Source organism: Aquimarina sp. (assembly GCF_977115655.1).
Genome location: NZ_CDSBKO010000054.1, coordinates 1 through 19,237, shown reverse-complemented (window position 1 = coordinate 19,237; position 19,237 = coordinate 1). Strand labels below are relative to the sequence as shown.

The window sequence follows — 19,237 nt, the reverse complement described above, 5'->3', positions numbered from 1 at the left end:
TTAGTTTTTAATTCACACGCACCAAAAATAGTGCATCTCAATTTTATAATAAAATGAGCAAGTCCTATTTTTGGCTAAATATACATTAAAAAAATGCCAATCCCATTAGTTAATTCTATAGCCAGCTGGTTTCTAAAAAAGCGTTTTCATCAAATGGAATTGTTCCTCAAATACCCAAATGAGGTTCAGCTAGAGCTATTGCACGTGCTATTAGAAACGGCTAGAAATACCGAGTTCGGAAAAAGCTATGATTTTGCTACTATAAGCAATTATGAAACTTTTAAAGAACGGGTACCTATAAGATCTTATGAAGATTATGAAGCGATGATCGAACGAAGTCGCCTGGGAGAACATAATATTTTTTGGCCTACACCTATCAAATGGTTTGCTAAATCAAGTGGTACCACCAACTCCAAAAGCAAATTTATACCTGTTAGCGAAGAATCTTTGGAAGACTGTCATTTTGCTGCAGGAAAAGATCTTTTATGTATGTATCTAAACAACAACGAAAATTCTAAATTATTCACCGGAAAAAGCCTTCGATTGGGAGGCAGTAAAGAGTTGTATAAAGAGAACGGGACTTCTTATGGCGATCTTTCGGCAATTATAATAGACAATATGCCTTTTTGGGCCGAATATAGTTCTACTCCAAACAACGAAGTTTCTTTAATGAGTGATTGGGAGTTTAAGATGAAGGCTATAGTGAATGAGACAATTCAGGAAAATGTAACCAGTCTTGCAGGTGTTCCTTCCTGGATGTTGGTTTTGCTTAATCAAGTTTTAGAAACAACTGGAAGCGAAAACCTCTTCAAAATATGGAATAATCTTGAAGTGTATTTTCACGGAGGAGTAAATTTTGAACCATACAAGGATCAATATAAAAAAATCCTGCCCGAAAGCTCGTTTAAATATTATGAAATATATAATGCATCTGAAGGCTTTTTTGCAATTCAGGATCATAACGACTCCTCAGAACTATTGCTTATGCTGGATTATGGGATTTTTTATGAATTTATCCCAATGGACACCTATGGTTCTGACAATGAAACAGTCATCCCTTTGAGCGAAGTAGAAATAGGAAAAAATTATGCTATAATCATTACTACCAATGCAGGGCTATGGCGTTATAAAATAGGGGATACCGTACGCTTTACCTCTACAAATCCTTATAGAATAAAGGTTTCTGGAAGAACCAAACACCACATTAATGTTTTTGGAGAAGAACTTATCATCGAAAATGCCGAAGAGGCTCTAAGAAAAACAATCCAGACAACCAATACCGAAATTATAGATTATACTGTAGCTCCTATATTTATGAAAGGAAAAGAAAAAGGTGCTCATGAATGGATCATAGAATTCAAAAAACATCCTGAAGACATCAATGAATTTACAAATATCCTGGATCAAAACTTACAACAAGTCAATAGTGACTACGAAGCAAAAAGGTATTGTAATACAACACTTAGTATTCCTCAAATACGCATAGCAAGACCAAACCTTTTTTATGACTGGCTTAAAAAGAATGATAAATTGGGAGGGCAACATAAAATACCCAGATTATCTAATAAGCGAACATATATGGAAGAACTTATTAGCTTAAACAAAACCAATTCTTATTACGAGTAATAAAAAATGGCAGGGATTATTTTTATAGATAACAGATAAGGGATTGTCTTTTTTTACGGTTTAACCGTAAAAAAACTATGTAAGAATTATCTTTTTTAACACAAAAACAAGTATTTCGTCGTTCAAAAAAAGCGTTTAGTCTAAAAAACACAAAATCATTTCCTAGCGTGTGTTTTTCATATTAAATTTGTAACCAGATAGTTATAAATTTATCAAAGCCCCAAAATATGAAAACCACAATATCTTGCTTTATTTTATTGTTATTTTTTACAGGAATCAACGCACAAGAAATCAAGATTACAAACCCTGAAACTACAACCAACGAAGTTGCAATTTTGAGTAATGACAAGCCTGCTGTATTAAACACAGAACAAACAGCAGATGATTATACTTGTTATAGTGAAATATCCAAAATCACATTTTACGAGGCTTTAATTAAACAAAACGGTCTTGAAATATCTCTTGACAACCAAACTATTGATCTAAAAACTACAAACAACATTAGTAATCTATAATAAGTATCGGGCACCTATACTCAAAATTAAGACATATAATAAATCAACTAATTGCCAACCACAAAAAAAACACCTTTGTCAAATTTGACAAAGGTGTTTTTTTTGTGGTTTTTTATGCTATTTCAAAGTTAAAATGGTATCATTTACACCAAATTATTATAAATTGGCATAATACTGCTTAAGAAACTGCTTTAAGCTTTTTGATGGTGGTTTTATTTAGTTTCTTTTCTGTATAATCTCTATCTACAGTAAGCTCTGTTTCTTCGCTTTCCGGCAATTCAAACATTGCATCTGTTAGGATTGCCTCACATAAAGACCTAAGTCCTCTTGCACCTAATCTGTACTCCATAGCCTTTTTTACAATATAATCTAATGCATCGTCTGTTATGGAGAATTTTATATCATCCATTTCAAACAACTTTTTGTATTGTTTAATGATAGCATTTTTAGGATCTGTTAATATAGATCTCAGAGTTTCTTCATCCAGAGGGTCCATATAAGAAAGAACAGGTAATCGGCCTATAATTTCGGGAATCAAACCAAAATCTTTTAAATCTCTGGGAATGATATACTGAAGCAGGTTATCTTTTTCTATAGTATCTTCGCTTTTGGAAGCACTATACCCAACTGCTTGCATGTTCAATCTTTTTTGTATGCTTTTTTCAATTCCATCAAAAGCTCCTCCTGCAATAAAAAGGATATTTTCGGTATTGACCTCTATAAATTTTTGATCGGGATGTTTTCTACCTCCTTTTGGCGGCACATTTACTATAGTACCTTCTAATAGCTTAAGCAATGCTTGTTGTACTCCTTCTCCAGAAACATCTCTGGTTATACTTGGATTGTCACTTTTGCGTGCTATTTTATCAATTTCATCAATAAATACAATACCACGTTGTGCTTTTTCCAGATTATAATCTGCTGCCTGAAGCAGCCTGGTAAGAATACTTTCTACATCCTCACCTACATACCCTGCTTCTGTAAGCACCGTAGCATCTACTATTGCCAAAGGCACATTAAGCATTTTGGCAATAGTTTTTGCCATTAGCGTTTTACCGGTTCCTGTTTGCCCAACCATAATAATATTGCTTTTCTGAATTTCAATATCATCATCTGTTTTTGGTTGCAATAGTCTTTTATAGTGATTATATACCGCTACAGACATTACTTTTTTAGTAAACTCTTGTCCTATAACGTATTCATCCAAGAATTTTTTAATCGCCATAGGTTTGCGAAGCATCAACTCATTACTAAGTTCACCTGTTTCTTCGTCTTTGGCTTCTTCTACTACGATCCCATGCGCTTGAACGATACACCGATCGCATATATGAGCATCCAATCCAGCTATAAGTAAATTAGTTTCAGGTTTTTTTCTCCCACAAAAAGAGCATTCTAAATCTTCCTTGGCCATAGTTATTTTAGTTTCATTTTCATAAAATCTTTCTTGCTATACTTTAATACATACGTAATAATAAATATTTTTTTCTTCGAGGTCAGCAAGAAAAACTATATCATTCTCTACTTAAAATTTCATCAATCATACCATATTCCAAAGCTTTATCAGCTTTCATCCAATAATCCCTGTCACTATCTTCGTATATTTTATCATAGGTTTGCCCGGAATGTTTGGCTATAATATTGTATAATTCTTCTTTTAGTATTAAAATCTCACGAGCTGTAATTTCGATATCACTTGCTTGTCCCTGAGCTCCTCCCAGTGGTTGATGAATCATAACCCGACTATGTGGTAACGCAGAGCGTTTTCCTTTTTCTCCGGCACACAATAATACAGCCCCCATAGATGCTGCCATACCTGTACATATTGTAGCTACATTTGGTTTTATAAACTGCATGGTATCATAAATCCCCAACCCGGCATATACACTTCCTCCCGGTGAATTAAGATATATTTGAATATCTTTTGTAGAATCTACACTTTCAAGAAACAACAATTGTGCTTGAACAATATTAGCTACCTGATCGTTAATCCCTGTTCCTAAAAATATAATACGATCCATCATTAATCGTGAAAAAACATCAAAAATTGCGATATTCATTTGACGTTCTTCTATTATATTGGGAGTCATACCTACCGGATACATACTACTAATAATCTGATTATAGTAATTACTATTAATACCTTGATGTTTGGTAGCGTATTTTTCGAATTCTTTCGCGTAATCCATATCTTTATTTTCTGAATTTTTATTGATAAAAAAAGCGTTAACCTAAAGATAGTTTAACGCCCTAAATATAGGTATAAATTCCTTAGTAAATTATAACATTAGTTATTTGTAAACTTCTTTTATAAATTCGTCGAAGCTTACTTCTTTTACTTTAAGCTTTGCATTTTCTTTATAAAAATTCAATAGTTTTTTACTCATTAATTGCTCTGATATTCTCTTAACTTCGTCCTGATTAGACAATATTCTAGCTGCAATATCCTCTAGTTCTTTATCTTCCGGAGAATTTTGACCAAATTGAGCCATTTGAGATTTAATCAAATCTTTTGAAAAATCTTTTAATTCGTCAAAAGTTACCCTAAGATTATTATCCGTAATAATTTTACCTTCTATTAATTGATAACGAAGTCCTTTTTCACTTTTTTCGTATTCATCTTTTGCCTCGTCCTCTGTCAAAGGTTGTTCTCCTGTTACCCGAATCCATTTTTGTAAAAACTCTATAGGAAGCTCAAATTTAGTATTTTCTAATACACTTTCGGTGATATCATTAAGTAGTTGCTGCTCTGATTGTTGTTCGAATTGACGCTCGGCATCTTCTTTTATTCTGTCCTTAAGCTCTGTAACTGTTTTAATGGTTTCCGGACCAAACAGCTTATCAAACAATTCCTGATCCAGCTCGGCAAGTTCTTGTTTATTTATTTCTGAAATTGTAAACGTTACTTCTATATCAAGATCATGTGCTTCATCATGGCTAATTTTTAAAGCCTTAATCAAATCATGGTCATCACCAAACAATTCTTTTGTTTTTAAAGTGATAACATCCCCTACCTTTGCCCCGATAAATTTATCAAGGTTCTTTTTTCCTTTAATCTTTTCAAGTGAAACCGTAGTTGAATTATCTATTTCTTTTTCTTTGTTAACAAAAGAACCTGCAACCAAATCTTCTTTTTCTACAGTATCTTTAGAAACCAATTTACCATATTGTTTTTGTATGGTTTTAATTTGGTTTTCTATCATCTCATCTGTAGCAACTATTTTATAATGAGTAATGGCTTTTTTTCCATTAAGGTTTACTTCAAATTTTGGAGCCAACCCTAATTCAAATTCAAAAGAATAATTATCTGCATCCCAATCAAAATTTTCCTTTTCTTTAGGAAGTGGGTTTCCTAAAACGTCTAATTTTTCTTCGGTAAGATATTTATTTAATGCATCCTGTAGCAGCTTATTAACTTCGTCTACCAAAACGGCTTTTCCATATTGTTTTTTAACAAGTCCCATAGGAACATGACCTTTTCTAAAACCCGGGATATTAGCATTTTTACGATAGTCTTTAAGGATTTTTTCTACCTTATCACTATAGTCTTCTTTAGCGATATCTACCGTTACCACTGCATTCAATTCGTCTAATTGCTCTTTTGAAATATTCATTATCTCTACATTTACTACTAAAAATTGGGTTGCAAAAGTAACACTTTTTTACATCACAACAAATTTTTAACTTCCTGAAAAACAGCAAACGTTACATTAATCTTTATCTTTCTTTAAAATAGAGTGCAATATGGATTGAAATACAGACAACAAAATACTAAAGATCAGTGCCCACAACCATCCATCTACATTAAAACCTGGTATAAAATAATCTGCCAGTAAAATAATTGCTGCATTAATTACCAAAAGAAAAAGCCCTAAAGTAAGTAATGTAGCTGGTAATGTCAAAATAACCAACAGGGGTTTTACTATTGCGTTTAAAACAGCCAAAACAGCTGCTACAATCAAAGCATTCCTGTAATCATCCACCTCCACGCCCGGGAGGATTTTAGCCAAAATAAGTACTGCCAAAGCACTTAAAATAAGTTTAAGTAAAAAATTCATACTTCAAATATAAACTTTATCTTTTTTCAATAAAAAAAACCTGCCAAAAAATGGCAGGTTTTAAATCATTTATTTTAATATCTTTTTAATTCACTTCATTACTGGCAGTAACAGTACCATAATCTCCTATATTAACTCTGGGAAATTTAGCCTCATAAGTTTCTTCAAGAGCTTGTAATAGCGCATTAGAAACTAACGCATGCCCTCTTGGGGTAGGATGAATCCCATCCAAAGAAAATCCTCCACCAGAAGCAAAAGTTGAAGTAACCACTCCTCCATCAAAAGACACACCGGTTCCTGCCACTTGCGATAATAATGCTTTCGCACTTACAAACGCCAAACCATTAGCACTTGCAACCGCTCTGATAGTTGCATTATAAGAATCTTGTGCTGTTTTTATTGCTGTCTGCTCTTCTGGGGTTAACACATACTTATCTTCTAACGGAAACGTTAGTCCGCTTACCGATAATTTACCTGCTGTCTCTTGTGGCACTCCCATACCAACTAATTCTGCAACTCTGGCTGTATCTACTTTACCAATAACCCCCGAGCTCCTCAGCGTTAATAAATCTGAAGTTTTAGCTTGCCTTACCTGTCCATATTGAGCTGCTATAATTGGAGCCAAAGGCCCAAATGTTCCTCCTAAAGCTACAGTAAGACCCGCTGTTATATCGGTAAGAGATTCATCCTTTATAACCACAGGACTAGCTGCCGTAGCAGAAAACTGTATTGTTCTTTCAGGAACCCCTAATGCCGCAAACGCCATATTTAAACCTGCATACGTAGCATTAAGCGTTGGTATTTGCGCTGCAAAATCCGGATTCAAAGGGCTTAATGGCGCAAAAGGAACTGTTGTAAAAAAAGGAGCTGAAGTTATATCTGGTATATCCAATAGCACTCCTTTAGCTCCATTGGCTACAAGGGCTTTTACCAAATCACTATAAACAGATGCAAATACATTATTATTAGTAATATCATTAGAGAGATAACTGGATGGCACCAAATTACCGGTAACGTTATGATCTTGTCCTATCCCGCCAGAAGTAGCATAACTAAGGATATCGTTATTACCTATCCATAAACTAAAAAATGTGGGTTTTTGGGCTACCGCATCTGCAATAACTGTTGTTTCTGAAGAAGATGCAAATCTTGCAAAATAAGGATTTGCCAAACCTGCTTGCACCCCTGATACATTTCCATATCCAGGATATGCAAGATGATAACTTTTTGCGCCCGGAACTCCCATATTATTAAAAGACCCTGTTAATTTATTAGATATATCTGTAGTAGGTTTAGCACCTGTATATAAAGCCGGGCCTACTGGTTTGCCTTTATCATCAAACACCAATACAAACCTGTTATCCAAAATCTGAGTACCTCCTAACAAGGCTCCACCTGTATTATCTGCCATTAATGGCTGTACAAACTCTCCTCCTCCTACTAACTTAAATTGCTGAGATAATATATTTGGATATGAATTTTCTTGTCCCGTGATATACAATGCTCCATCTGCATAACCAGCTGTAAGAGAGTTCCCTATAGCAACATAATTGCTTACATCTAATTTGCCGCTTGTATAAACACCTGCTCCATCGATTGGATTATCAAATTCTGGCTCACAAGCTATTATTCCTAATGCCAGAATCGCTACATATTTTATATTTTTCCTCATCATCTTTATTACATTTTATAAGTTAAACCAAGTCCAGGCGCAAAAGCACTAGATTTATATGTTCCTCCAAAAGGAACTTCCTTTCCATTCTCTTTATAATGATCGTAAGAAGCGTCTACCTCTTTAAACCTCAAATAAAAGAATGAAGCATCTATGGCTAGCTTAGATGTTATAGCATAACTTAAACCACCTGTAAAACCATCTGAATTATTACGCGGTGTTTCTGGAGCAAAAAATCCTTTTTGTACAGGAGATTCGTCACGATAATATCCTGCTCTTAAAGTAATTTTATCTGTTACCTGATATTGCAAACCTAAACGATAAGCAGAAGAATCTTTATAATTACGGGGGTTTACAGAATCCGGACCAGTAGGAGTATTTCCAAAATCGATATCCAAAGATTTGTATACTCCCCAGAATTGTCTGTTATAATCAAATGCAAAAACCCATTTATTATATTCGTATGACAGTCCCATTGTTAACTCGGCCGGCAAAGGCAAAGCTGCATCAAAAGTAGTAGTCCCATTAGTTAACGGAACTGCGGTAGAATTAGGAAGATTAGAAAATGTAGCCTCTCCTCCTTCAACTTCCATAATAATCTCGCTTCGGTAGTTAAACCCTACATGCAAGTTTTTTGTTGGATTAAACATAGCTCCAACACTCCATCCCCATTTGGTAACACCAGAGTCCTCTACGGTAACATTAGAACGGTCTCCCTCTACATCTGAAAGTGTTCTGCTAAGATTACGATTAAAGTTTACTGAACCTATAACGTAGATTGGTCCACCACCAATACTAAAATGGTCCGAGATCTTAAAAGAAACTACCGGTTGGATATAAATCGCTGCAAGATCTATATTATTAACCAAATGAGATCCTGCCCAATCTGTTGGCCATGTAACCTCACTACCATAAGGCGTATAAACACCTAACCCAATAGACATCCAGTCATTTACTTTGTATGACCCATACAAATTAAGAGGAGTTCCCACAGAATTGTCTGTTTCAGAAGAAATACCAAAATCTTTATTTTGATAGATTACATTGGTAAAAACACCACTTGCACCAACACTAACGTTTAGTTTGTTTTCTAAGTACACAAGACCTGCCGGATTAAAGAACACCAGCTCTGCGCTATTAACTACCGCTACGCCCGTATGCCCCATAGCCATTGCCCTCTGCCCTTGTACACTAACCCTATATCCACCTGCATACGTGACCAAGGTCGACAAGACGAATAGAACTAATAATAATAGTTTTTTCATAATTAATTTAGAATTGTTTTGTTATTTTAGGATATATTCAAAAATATTGATTTCTCAAATTTAGCAGAAAATACTAATAATACAACGAAATCACTAAATTATTATGCATACATAGTATTTTTTGTTTATTTACGGATAAATTCTAATACTTTTTTTAAAAAATCTTTAGGGTTTTCTGCATGTAACCAATGTCCGGAATTAGAAATTTCTATAATTTCAGAATCCGGAAATTGTTTTTTGATCCTTTCCTGATCTTTTTCTAAAATATAATTTGATTTTTCTCCTTTAAGAAAAAGTGTTTTTCCTTGGTAAACAAAATTTTCAGGAAGTTCCACCCCTATCTCGCTCACGTTGTCAATCAAAGCTTTTAAATGCATTCGCAACCCCAGTTCATTTTTTTCTTTCCAATATAGATTTTTAAGTAAAAACATTCGTATCCCGGCATCAGGAACATATTCTTCTAAAGCCATATCAACATCTGTTCTGGATTTTAACACCTCAAAGTCCAAAGAGTCTAGTCCTTCCAAAATATCCTGATGATGTAGCGGGTAATATTTTGGTCCAATATCTGCAATCATCAAACGATTTAACAACTCTGGATATTTTACAGCAAAAAGCATCGCTGTTTTACCCCCCATAGAGTGCCCCAAAAGATGAATTTTATTTAATCCCTGTTCGTCACAGTATGTTTTTAAATCTTCTGCCAATACATTATAATTAAACACCTCGCTATGAGGACTTCTACCATGATTACGCTGGTCTGCCAAATGCACCTGAAATCCTTGATCCGATATTTTTTTACCCAAAGTCTTCCAGTTATCACTCATCCCCAAAAAACCATGTAGAATTACGATAGGAAAACCGTTTCCAAAAACATTAGCATACAGTTTCATATCCAAAAAATTATTTAAGACGATTTAAATACATATTAACCACATTTTCAAGCCCCAAATAAATAGACTCACTTATTAAAGCGTGCCCAATTGAAACCTCTAAAAGTCCCGGAATATTTTCTTTAAAGAACTTAATATTGTCCAAAGACAAATCATGGCCTGCATTAACCCCAATCTCCAAATCTATAGCAAGTTGAGCGCATTTTGCATAGGGCAGTACTGCTTCATAGTTCCCTTTGGCATATTGCAAAGCAAACTCTTCGGTATACAATTCGATCCTATCAGTCCCTGTAGATGCAGCACCTTCAATTATATCCAAAACAGGATCTACAAATATTGAGGTTCGTATTCCGTTACGTTTAAATTCAGAAATCACTTCTTTCAAAAACCCTGCATGTTTTTTTGTATCCCACCCCGCATTGCTGGTTATTGCATCCTCTGCGTCCGGAACCAAAGTAACCTGAGCAGGTTTAATGTCTAATACTAAATCCAAAAATTTAGGAATAGGATTGCCTTCTATATTATATTCTGTAATAACAACAGGTTTGAGATCATACGCATCCTGATATCGTATATGCCTTTCATCTGGTCTTGGGTGTATTGTTATACCCTGGCCTCCAAATTTTTGAATATCTGTAGCCACTTGTATCAAATCAGGAGTATTTCCTCCTCTCGAATTACGTAATGTTGCAATTTTATTTACATTAACACTTAACTTTGTCATGGTTTTTGATGTCTTTATACTGAAAAAGCAAAAATACAAACTTGAGAACGCCTTAATTGCATATTTTTTGATTATTTTGCATAATGATAGCCCCTTATAAATTATGAAAACAAGTTTATATATTGTTAATGAAATAGAACCTCTTGACCTATCGGTAAAAGTTACTGATGCTCAATTGCTATTTAACGAACTTACCTACACTCATTTTCCTGTTATTAAAGACAATGTCTATATTGGCTGCGTTTCAGAAACCGATATACGCTGTTTCGAAACAGACAAGACTTTAGAAGCATATCAATACTCTTTAGAAGGTTTTTATTCCAGAAGCGATGACAATTGGTTAGATATCTTAGAGTCTTTTGCCAAAAACAATTCTAACATAATGCCCGTTCTGGATGATGACAACAAGTACTTAGGTTTTTTTGAGTTAGGAGATATTATTACTTTTTTTAACGAAACCCCATTTTTAAGTGAACCAGGAAATATTCTAATCATCGAAAAAGGTGTTTTAGATTATTCTTTTAGTGAGATTTCGCAAATAGTAGAATCTAATAATGCAAAAATATTAGGTTTATTTATTTCTAAAATGAAAAATGATGTTGCGCAAATAACTTTAAAAATTAGTGATAGTGATCTTAATAATATTGTACAAACATTCAGGAGATATAGTTACAACATTATTTCTAAACACCCGGAAGATACATTTTTAACAAATTTGAAGGAAAGATCTAAATATTTAGAAAAATATCTGAATATTTAATCTTTTCTAAATATAAAACGCTCAACCCATCATTAACACAAATTAAGCTTATAATGAAGATCGGCATATATGGTCAATTCTATCACAAAAATTCTGGAATATACATACAGCAGCTATTAGAAACTCTTGACAAAAATGGTGTTGAAGTTGTAATTGAAAAAAACTTTCTGGAATTAATAAACCTTCATGACGAGATTACTAAAACATATTCGCATTTTAGTACTTTTGAAGAACTGGATACCTCTTATGATCTTTTTTTTAGTATAGGAGGAGATGGCACCATCTTAAAAACGATTACGTATGTAAGAGATCTTGGAATACCTATTGCGGGAATAAACACGGGAAGATTAGGTTTTTTGGCCACTATTCAAAAAGAAGAAATCAAAGATAGCATAGCGCTTATTTTAGACAAAAAATATGATATCTCTACAAGAAGTCTTGTTACTATAGAAACCCTTCCTGCCACAGAGGAGTTTGGGGTGTTAAATTTTGCTATGAATGAAATTGCAGTAAGCAGAAGAAACACTACATCTATGATAACAGTAGACACTAGTCTTAACAACGAATTTCTTACTACCTATTGGGCAGATGGTTTAATTGTAGCCACCCCCACCGGCTCTACAGGATACTCTTTAAGCTGCGGGGGGCCAGTAATGACTCCCGATGCAGAAAATATGGTGCTTACCCCTATCGCGCCACACAACCTTAATGCAAGACCTCTGGTTATCCCCGACAATCAAGAAATACAATTACAAGTATCCGGCAGAGAGGATGCATATCTGGTTTCATTAGATTCCAGAATACATACTTTGCCCAACGAAACTACAGTAGTAATCAAAAAAGCTCCATTTAAAATCAATATGGTTATCCTTAAAGAAAATAGTTTTCTAAAAACATTACGCAAAAAGATGCTTTGGGGAGAAGATAAGCGCAATTGAACAATAAATTACATTAAAACGTGTTTTTTATGCATACTATATTTACTCAAATTCTTGTGTAGTAAAGTTAATTGTTATATTTGCAAACTTTTGAAAATCTATGAGATACTTAGCATCACTTATAATCGTTGTGTTTTTTACACAAACTATCGCATCACAAACTTACGAAGTAGGATTGATGGCCGGGGGAGCTAACTATGTAGGAGATGTAGGATCCACATACTATATTTCGCCCAATGACATTGCTTTTGGAGCAATAGGAAAATGGAACCGAAGTAAACGACACGCACTCAGAGCATCATTTTTATATGCAGAACTTAATGCAAATGACAACAAAGGTGATGAAAGAAGAAAACAAAGGGGATTAAGTTTTACAAATTCTGTAAAAGAAATATCTATTGGAATAGAATTTAATTTCTGGGATTGGTATCTTTACGACGGAGAATCCCAATTTACCCCATATCTATATTCAGGAATCACTACATTTAATTACGGCGCGCAAGCTATTGATGCTAATAATCAAATTGATGCATATAGTGACAAATGGAGTTTTGCTATCCCAATGGTATTAGGAATTAAAAAAACATTAGGCAGAAATTTTGTAGTAGGTGCAGAAATAGGAGCAAGATATACATTTACAGATAATATAGATGGCAGTAATCCTGATGACAGGTTTGGGGCCGGGTTTGGTAACTTAAACAACAACGACTGGTATGTATTTACCGGTATAACAATATCTTACACGTGGGGTAGGATACCTTGTTATTGTGCTTTTTAAAAATGATTGATAAAAAACAACTAAGTTCTAATATCCCTAAACATGTTGCCATCATTATGGATGGTAACGGGCGATGGGCAAAAAAGAAAGGCTTATTCAGAGCTGTTGGTCACGAAAATGGCTCTAAAGCCGTTCGTGAAGTAGTAGAAAGCTGTGCAGAAATCGGGGTTAAATATCTTACCCTGTATGCGTTTTCTACAGAAAACTGGAACAGACCAAAACTTGAAGTAGATACTTTGATGAAGCTTTTGGTAAACGCTTTAAAAAAAGAGATCAAAACGCTTCAAAACAACAACATACAACTTAACGCTATTGGAAACTTGCAATCTCTGCCAAAAAAAGCAAGAACAGAACTTTTGGAGGTTATCGAAAAAACAAAAACCAATAACCACATGACGCTCACCCTTGCACTAAGTTACGGAAGCAGGGAAGAGATTATAAAAACTATTCAAGAAATAAGTATTAAAGTTAAAAATGGTGTAATTTCGCCACATCTTATAAATGAATCAGTCATTAATGAGCATTTGTATACAAATAATCTACCAGATGTAGATTTATTAATACGCACCAGTGGGGAACAACGTATTAGTAATTTTTTATTATGGCAGATTGCGTATGCAGAATTATATTTTACAGAAATCTTATGGCCGGATTTCAAAAAAGAAGATTTATTTGAAGCCATATTCAATTATCAAAAAAGAGAAAGAAGATTTGGAAAAACTAGTGAGCAGCTCAGTTAAAGAAATGACAAAAAAATTACCTATTACGTATTTTACGTTACTCGCCTTATTAATATCAACATCACTTTTTGCACAAAATATACCTGGTGCTAACGGGAAACAATACACTATTGGAGATATTAAAGTTACTGGTATAACCAGTTATAATGAAAACACTGTAATTACATTCACCGGGCTCAAAAAAGGGGAGCGTATTTTTCTTCCCGGAGACCGAATAAGCAAGGTGATCAAAAAATTATGGGATTTAGAATTGTTTAGTGACATCAACTTTTACATAAGCAATGTAAATGGGGATGTAGCCGATCTTGAGATTAATATTCAAGAAGTAGGAGAATTAAACGAGGTTCGGATAAAGGGTGTTAAAAAGCGTAAAGCCGAGCAGCTAATTAAAGATAATGAGCTGACCAAAGGAACCAAAGTAACCGAAAACCTTATAACTACTACCCGTAACTTTATTTCAAATAAATACAAAAAAGACGGCTTTCTAAACACAAAAGTGGTTATTAACACTATTCCTGTTAAAGATACTATAGCGAACAACAAAGTAAATATGGTAATTCTTATTGACAAAGGAGACAAAGTCAAAGTAAGCAATATCAATATTGAAGGAAATGAACAACTTACAGACGCAATGGTTCGTAGAGCCATGAAAAACACAAAACGTAAAAAGCTATTACGATTCTGGAAACGTTCAAAATATATACGTAAAGATTACGAAGAAGATAAAGACAATATCATTAAAAAATATAAAGAAAAAGGATACAGAGATGCCCGTATAACTTCGGATAGCTTGGTTGTAGAAAACAACAACCGTATATCTTTAAATCTTAATATCGAAGAGGGGAACAAATATTATTTTGGTAACATTAAGTTTTTAGGCAATAGTGTCTATACAGATCGACAACTAGCAAGGCAATTGGTCATCAAAAAAGGAGATGTATATAACGGTGTTCTTTTAGAAAAACAAATATCAGACAATAGCAAACCAGATGCAGATGATATAACTAATTTATACCAAAACAACGGGTATCTATTTTCTTCTATTAATGCTGTAGAGACCAAAGTATACAACGACACCATAGATTTTGAAATAAGAATACGCGAAGGAAAACTTACTCACTTTGAGCATATAAGTATTAGTGGAAACGACAAAACAAATGACCATGTAGTATATAGGATACTTAGAACAAAACCTGGTCAAAGATATAGTAAAGAACTTGTTGTTCGAACAGTTAGAGAGCTAGGACAATTAGGCTTTTTTGATCCTGAACAATTAGAACCGCAATTTAAAAATGCAAATCCGCAAGCAGGAACTATTGATATTAACTATCCTTTGGTAGAAAAAGGATCTAGTCAAATCGAGCTACAAGGTGGTTTTGGTGGCGGTGGCTTTGTAGGGACACTTGGATTAGCATTTAGCAACTTTTCTATCCGCAATATCTTTAATAAAGATTCTTACAGCCCATTACCAATGGGAGACGGACAAACTCTTAGAGTTAGAGCACAAGCAAGCAGATCTTTTCAGACCTATAGTCTTTCATTTATAGAGCCTTGGCTAGGAGGAAAAAGACCTTATCAACTATCTACCTCTTTTTCTCATACCATACAATATTTACTTACCAATCGTAGAGATGTAAACAGAGATAGTAAATTTTTAATCACAGGAGGGTCTATTGGTATAGCAAAAAGATTAAACTGGCCGGATAACTATTTCACATTATCACAAGCAATTAGTGTAAGACATTATAATCTTAAAAATTACAATACACGACTATTTACTTTTGGTAACGGTTTCTCTAACGATCTATCCTACACCATAGGACTTAACAGAAACAACACTACTATAAACCCTATTTTCCCTACTGGTGGATCTGAGTTTAATATTATAGCAAAACTATCTGTACCTTATTCTCTTTTTGATGGAGTAGACTATGGTGCACTAAAAGAAAGAAGGGATTCTTTGGAAGAAGAAAGGGACAATACTAACAATCCTGATATACGACGTTCTGAAGCACAAGCCAAAATAGGAGAAATCGATCAGGAGCGTTTTAAATGGTTAGAATATTATAAATTAAAATTTGATGGTTCCTGGTACACCAGCTTAGTTAAGTTAGGAAAAAACTCTTTAGTTTTAAAAACAAGCGCAGAGTATGGTTTCTTAGGAGCCTATAATAAAGATAGGGGAAATATTCCTTTCGAGCGTTTTTTCTTAGGAGGTACTCAATTAGGCGCAAATAGTTTGGATGGTCGAGAGATTGTAGCCTTAAGAGGGTATCCGGATCGATCAATCACACCAGTTGCCCGAGCTAATAATCAAGATTTTGATGCCGATGGGACAACAATTTATAATAAATATTCGTTAGAGCTTCGTTATCCTATAACACTCAAGCCGGCAGCGTCTATATATATGTTAGGGTTTTTAGAAGGAGGATCTACTTATGATAGCTTCAAAAGGTTCAACCCTTTTCAATTAAGTCGCTCTGCCGGGGCAGGTTTACGTATCTTTATGCCAGCTTTTGGATTACTTGGTATAGATTTTGGATATGGTTTTGATCCTATTCCGGGTACAAATGAACCAAACGGATGGGAAACCCATTTTATTATAGGACAGCAGTTTTAGTTTTTTGGCACGATTATTTCAATATACACACAAATTATGAAAACAAAGGGTCTTTTACTAGTTGCAGCAATCAGTTGTCTGTTTTTTACAAACCTAATACACGCACAAAAGGGTATTAGGATTGGATACATCGATATGGACTACATTCTCGAAAATGTTCCAGAATACAATGAAGCCTCAGCAGAGCTTGAAACCAAAGTACAAAAGTGGAAAGTTGAAATAGAAGCTGAGCTTAAGGATGTCGAAGAAATGCGTAAAGACCTTAATAATGAAAGGGTCTTATTGACCAAAGAACTGATTGAAGAAAGAGAAGAAGATATATTTTTTAAAGAAAAAGAAATATTAGAATATCAACAAAAACGATTTGGTCCAAATGGAGATTTGTTTATTCAGAAAAAAAGGTTGGTTCAACCAGTACAAGATCAGGTTTTTGTAGCAGTTCAAGAAATTGCAAAAAACAAGAAATATGATTTTATTTTTGATAAATCCGCAGATTTGGTAATGCTCTATTCTGAAGATAGGTTTGACATTAGCGATCAGGTATTGCTTAGAATAAACCGGACTTCAAAGAGAAAACAACTAAACAGCAAAAAAGAAAAGAAAGCTGTAGAAAAAGATGAAGAAAGAGATGTAGAGCAAGAAAAAGAAGTTACAGACAGAGAAATAGAAATGCAAAAAAAACTATCTGAAAGAGAACAACTCCTTGAAGAGCGCAAAGCAGAAAGAGATTCTATTAGAGCTGCAAAAAAGAAAGAATTTGAAGAAAGAAGAGCTAAATTACTGGAATTACAAAAAAGAAAAAAAGACTCTATCAATACGTTAAAAGAAAATAAGGAAAGTTTAAAAAACAACGATTCCTCTGATTCAGGAATCAAGGAAAATAATTAAAAAAAAATATAAATTCATAACACCTTTTAATATTACTTACAAATGAAACAATTTAGAACATTACTAGTAGCTATTGCACTTACTATAGGAACCACAAGTTATATGAATGCTCAATCCAAAGTAGCACATATTGCATCGCAAGAGTTAGTAGAGGCAATGCCGGCTTTTAAAGCAGCAAAAAGTGAGATTGAAAAACTGAATAAAACGTATGATGCAGAAATCAGAAACATGGTGTTAGAACTGCAAAACACAATGAAAAAGTACCAGTCTGAAGCTCCTACTAAAACGGAAGAAGAAAACGGAAAAAGAGCACAAGAAGTACAGGCTACAGAAAAAAGCATTAACGATTACAGACAAAATGCTCTTCAGGATCTTCAGAAAAAAGAAATTGAATTAATGAAGCCTATATATGAAAAAGCTCGTACATCTATCCAAAAAGTGGCAAGAGCACAAGGATTTGAATATGTATTAGACTCTACTACAGGTACAGGAGTAATTATGGCAGATGGTAAAAACCTTATGGCAGATGTTAAAAAAGACTTGGGAATCTAAAAAATTACCTTTAATCTTTTATAAAAAATCAAAAACAGTGGGAAGTCATCTCACTGTTTTTTTATTTTTGACAAATTACTAATTTTTCTATAATGCAACAAAATCGACCTATAGGCATATTTGATTCTGGTGTTGGTGGTACCTCTATATGGAAAGAAATTTCTTTATTGCTGCCTAATGAAGATACCATCTTTTTGGCGGACAGTAAATATGCTCCCTACGGCAAACGAAGCAAAGAAGAGATTATCGCCTTAAGCATTAAAAATACAAAAAAATTAGCAGAGCTTAATTGCAAAACAATAGTTGTTGCCTGCAATACTGCAACTACAAATGCTATAAAGGTATTACGATCCAATTATAACATCCCTATTATTGGTATAGAACCCGCAATAAAACCAGCTGCCAGTAACACCAAAACAAAAAAAATAGGGGTTTTGGCCACAAAAGGAACGTTGTCCAGCGAATTATTTGCCCAAACATCAGACTTATACGCCAAAAATACCAGTGTTATAGAAATTGTAGGCACAGGATTAGTAGAACTCATAGAGGAAGGCAAAATAGATTCTAAAGAAATGTATGATTTACTAAATTCATATATTACTCCGATGGTAAAAGAAAATATAGATTATCTGGTTTTAGGATGTACTCATTACCCATACCTTATCCCTGTTTTAAAAAAAATGCTACCAGATCAGGTTACTATTATTGATTCTGGCGAAGCTGTTGCAAGGCAAACCAAAGCTATTTTAACTGCAAATAATCTTTTATCCCAAAACGAAAAAAACGGAAAGCACATTTTGTATACTAATGGCAATGTACAGGTGTTAGAAGAAATACTTCAAGGAAACACTACTGATTATACCGTAAAATATTTGGATTTTTAAATAACGTGAACTCGATATAAGAAAATTTATATCAGTCAGAGTAATTATCAGTAGAAAATTATATCGAAGACCAATAGCTCCGAAAGTTTTTATTTACTTTCCTCTTAGATGTCAAACTGAGCTTGTCGAAGTTCTTAAGCCTATGATTTTCAATTGGATTTCGACAAGCTCAATCTGACAATAGAAATTATATAGAAAAATAGAACCAACACCTATCTAAACAATAACACCTTTATAATTAAATTTTTAGAATATTTAGGTATCCGTTTTATGTAATACCATTTCTTGTTTGATATTACTGTAATAATTTGTATTTTGCAATATGCC

Annotated in this window: 18 protein-coding genes; 10 read left to right on the top strand and 8 right to left on the bottom strand. The window is 33.9% G+C overall.

The features are described from left to right. Positions 1 to 93: 93 nt before the first annotated feature. Positions 94 to 1,626 (top strand): GH3 auxin-responsive promoter family protein, encoded by a 1,533-nt coding sequence (locus ACZIYX_RS18670; protein WP_462683779.1) that lies wholly within the window; start codon positions 94 to 96, stop codon positions 1,624 to 1,626. A 227-nt stretch (positions 1,627 to 1,853) separates the two neighbouring features. After that, positions 1,854 to 2,141, top strand: a complete 288-nt coding sequence (locus ACZIYX_RS18665; RefSeq protein WP_462683778.1) for a hypothetical protein — start codon at positions 1,854 to 1,856, stop codon at positions 2,139 to 2,141. A gap of 178 nt (positions 2,142 to 2,319) precedes the next feature. On the opposite strand, the gene clpX is transcribed toward ACZIYX_RS18665, so the two are convergent. From clpX to ACZIYX_RS18625, 8 genes are all read right to left on the bottom strand, one after another. Beyond that, entirely contained in the window at positions 2,320 to 3,552 is a 1,233-nt protein-coding gene (gene clpX / locus ACZIYX_RS18660) for an ATP-dependent Clp protease ATP-binding subunit ClpX (RefSeq protein ID WP_462683777.1), read from the bottom strand. Between the two features lie 100 nt (positions 3,553 to 3,652). After that, on the bottom strand, positions 3,653 to 4,327 hold the full coding sequence (clpP, locus tag ACZIYX_RS18655) for an ATP-dependent Clp endopeptidase proteolytic subunit ClpP (RefSeq protein ID WP_462683776.1): 675 nt from the start codon (positions 4,325 to 4,327) through the stop codon (positions 3,653 to 3,655). Between the two features lie 102 nt (positions 4,328 to 4,429). Then, complete coding sequence (gene tig / locus ACZIYX_RS18650) at positions 4,430 to 5,752, bottom strand: trigger factor (RefSeq protein ID WP_462683775.1); 1,323 nt, start codon at positions 5,750 to 5,752, stop codon at positions 4,430 to 4,432. Between the two features lie 96 nt (positions 5,753 to 5,848). After that, on the bottom strand, positions 5,849 to 6,196 hold the full coding sequence (locus ACZIYX_RS18645) for a phage holin family protein (protein ID WP_462683774.1): 348 nt from the start codon (positions 6,194 to 6,196) through the stop codon (positions 5,849 to 5,851). A gap of 85 nt (positions 6,197 to 6,281) precedes the next feature. Then, positions 6,282 to 7,871 (bottom strand): G-D-S-L family lipolytic protein, encoded by a 1,590-nt coding sequence (locus ACZIYX_RS18640; RefSeq protein ID WP_462683773.1) that lies wholly within the window; start codon positions 7,869 to 7,871, stop codon positions 6,282 to 6,284. 5 nt (positions 7,872 to 7,876) lie between these two features. Continuing rightward, positions 7,877 to 9,133 (bottom strand): OmpP1/FadL family transporter, encoded by a 1,257-nt coding sequence (locus ACZIYX_RS18635; RefSeq protein WP_462683772.1) that lies wholly within the window; start codon positions 9,131 to 9,133, stop codon positions 7,877 to 7,879. Between the two features lie 125 nt (positions 9,134 to 9,258). Beyond that, complete coding sequence (locus ACZIYX_RS18630) at positions 9,259 to 10,026, bottom strand: alpha/beta fold hydrolase (RefSeq protein ID WP_462683771.1); 768 nt, start codon at positions 10,024 to 10,026, stop codon at positions 9,259 to 9,261. Between the two features lie 10 nt (positions 10,027 to 10,036). Continuing rightward, the gene (locus ACZIYX_RS18625; RefSeq protein WP_462683770.1) at positions 10,037 to 10,750 is read right to left on the bottom strand and encodes a pyridoxine 5'-phosphate synthase; all 714 of its coding nucleotides are present in this window, start codon (positions 10,748 to 10,750) and stop codon (positions 10,037 to 10,039) included. Positions 10,751 to 10,853: 103 nt separating this feature from the next. Here ACZIYX_RS18625 and ACZIYX_RS18620 point away from each other — a divergent pair, with 103 nt between their 5' ends. The 8 genes from ACZIYX_RS18620 (at position 10,854) to murI (ending at position 18,910) form a co-directional block, all read left to right on the top strand. Next, positions 10,854 to 11,510 carry a CBS domain-containing protein gene (locus ACZIYX_RS18620; protein ID WP_462683769.1) on the top strand — a complete coding sequence of 219 codons (657 nt, stop codon included), beginning with the start codon at positions 10,854 to 10,856 and terminating at the stop codon, positions 11,508 to 11,510. 53 nt (positions 11,511 to 11,563) lie between these two features. Then, a complete protein-coding gene (locus ACZIYX_RS18615; RefSeq protein WP_462683768.1) occupies positions 11,564 to 12,448 on the top strand; it encodes an NAD kinase in 885 nt (294 codons plus the stop codon). A gap of 100 nt (positions 12,449 to 12,548) precedes the next feature. Then, positions 12,549 to 13,226 (top strand): type IX secretion system protein PorG, encoded by a 678-nt coding sequence (porG, locus tag ACZIYX_RS18610; RefSeq protein WP_462683767.1) that lies wholly within the window; start codon positions 12,549 to 12,551, stop codon positions 13,224 to 13,226. Positions 13,227 to 13,228: 2 nt separating this feature from the next. Further along, positions 13,229 to 13,966, top strand: a complete 738-nt coding sequence (locus ACZIYX_RS18605) for an isoprenyl transferase (RefSeq protein ID WP_462683766.1) — start codon at positions 13,229 to 13,231, stop codon at positions 13,964 to 13,966. Positions 13,967 to 13,970: 4 nt separating this feature from the next. Continuing rightward, on the top strand, positions 13,971 to 16,586 hold the full coding sequence (gene bamA / locus ACZIYX_RS18600) for an outer membrane protein assembly factor BamA (RefSeq protein ID WP_462683765.1): 2,616 nt from the start codon (positions 13,971 to 13,973) through the stop codon (positions 16,584 to 16,586). A 36-nt stretch (positions 16,587 to 16,622) separates the two neighbouring features. Next, complete coding sequence (locus ACZIYX_RS18595; protein WP_462683764.1) at positions 16,623 to 17,474, top strand: OmpH/Skp family outer membrane protein; 852 nt, start codon at positions 16,623 to 16,625, stop codon at positions 17,472 to 17,474. A 42-nt stretch (positions 17,475 to 17,516) separates the two neighbouring features. After that, a complete protein-coding gene (locus tag ACZIYX_RS18590) occupies positions 17,517 to 18,026 on the top strand; it encodes an OmpH/Skp family outer membrane protein (protein ID WP_462683763.1) in 510 nt (169 codons plus the stop codon). A 92-nt stretch (positions 18,027 to 18,118) separates the two neighbouring features. Beyond that, positions 18,119 to 18,910 carry a glutamate racemase gene (murI, locus tag ACZIYX_RS18585; RefSeq protein ID WP_462683762.1) on the top strand — a complete coding sequence of 264 codons (792 nt, stop codon included), beginning with the start codon at positions 18,119 to 18,121 and terminating at the stop codon, positions 18,908 to 18,910. Positions 18,911 to 19,237 lie beyond the last annotated feature (327 nt).

Excerpts from the sequence above, each read along its gene's own strand:
- ACZIYX_RS18590 (WP_462683763.1), top strand. The coding sequence starts at position 17,517 with ATGAAACAATTTAGAACATTACTAGTAGCTATTGCACTTACTATAGGA.
- ACZIYX_RS18605 (WP_462683766.1), top strand. The coding sequence starts at position 13,229 with ATGATTGATAAAAAACAACTAAGTTCTAATATCCCTAAACATGTTGCC.
- ACZIYX_RS18665 (WP_462683778.1), top strand. The coding sequence starts at position 1,854 with ATGAAAACCACAATATCTTGCTTTATTTTATTGTTATTTTTTACAGGA.
- clpP (WP_462683776.1), bottom strand. The coding sequence starts at position 4,327 with ATGGATTACGCGAAAGAATTCGAAAAATACGCTACCAAACATCAAGGT.
- murI (WP_462683762.1), top strand. The coding sequence starts at position 18,119 with ATGCAACAAAATCGACCTATAGGCATATTTGATTCTGGTGTTGGTGGT.
- ACZIYX_RS18595 (WP_462683764.1), top strand. The coding sequence starts at position 16,623 with ATGAAAACAAAGGGTCTTTTACTAGTTGCAGCAATCAGTTGTCTGTTT.
- ACZIYX_RS18640 (WP_462683773.1), bottom strand. The coding sequence starts at position 7,871 with ATGATGAGGAAAAATATAAAATATGTAGCGATTCTGGCATTAGGAATA.
- ACZIYX_RS18645 (WP_462683774.1), bottom strand. The coding sequence starts at position 6,196 with ATGAATTTTTTACTTAAACTTATTTTAAGTGCTTTGGCAGTACTTATT.
- ACZIYX_RS18670 (WP_462683779.1), top strand. The coding sequence starts at position 94 with ATGCCAATCCCATTAGTTAATTCTATAGCCAGCTGGTTTCTAAAAAAG.
- porG (WP_462683767.1), top strand. The coding sequence starts at position 12,549 with ATGAGATACTTAGCATCACTTATAATCGTTGTGTTTTTTACACAAACT.
- ACZIYX_RS18635 (WP_462683772.1), bottom strand. The coding sequence starts at position 9,133 with ATGAAAAAACTATTATTATTAGTTCTATTCGTCTTGTCGACCTTGGTC.
- tig (WP_462683775.1), bottom strand. The coding sequence starts at position 5,752 with ATGAATATTTCAAAAGAGCAATTAGACGAATTGAATGCAGTGGTAACG.
- clpX (WP_462683777.1), bottom strand. The coding sequence starts at position 3,552 with ATGGCCAAGGAAGATTTAGAATGCTCTTTTTGTGGGAGAAAAAAACCT.
- ACZIYX_RS18615 (WP_462683768.1), top strand. The coding sequence starts at position 11,564 with ATGAAGATCGGCATATATGGTCAATTCTATCACAAAAATTCTGGAATA.
- ACZIYX_RS18625 (WP_462683770.1), bottom strand. The coding sequence starts at position 10,750 with ATGACAAAGTTAAGTGTTAATGTAAATAAAATTGCAACATTACGTAAT.
- ACZIYX_RS18620 (WP_462683769.1), top strand. The coding sequence starts at position 10,854 with ATGAAAACAAGTTTATATATTGTTAATGAAATAGAACCTCTTGACCTA.
- bamA (WP_462683765.1), top strand. The coding sequence starts at position 13,971 with ATGACAAAAAAATTACCTATTACGTATTTTACGTTACTCGCCTTATTA.
- ACZIYX_RS18630 (WP_462683771.1), bottom strand. The coding sequence starts at position 10,026 with ATGAAACTGTATGCTAATGTTTTTGGAAACGGTTTTCCTATCGTAATT.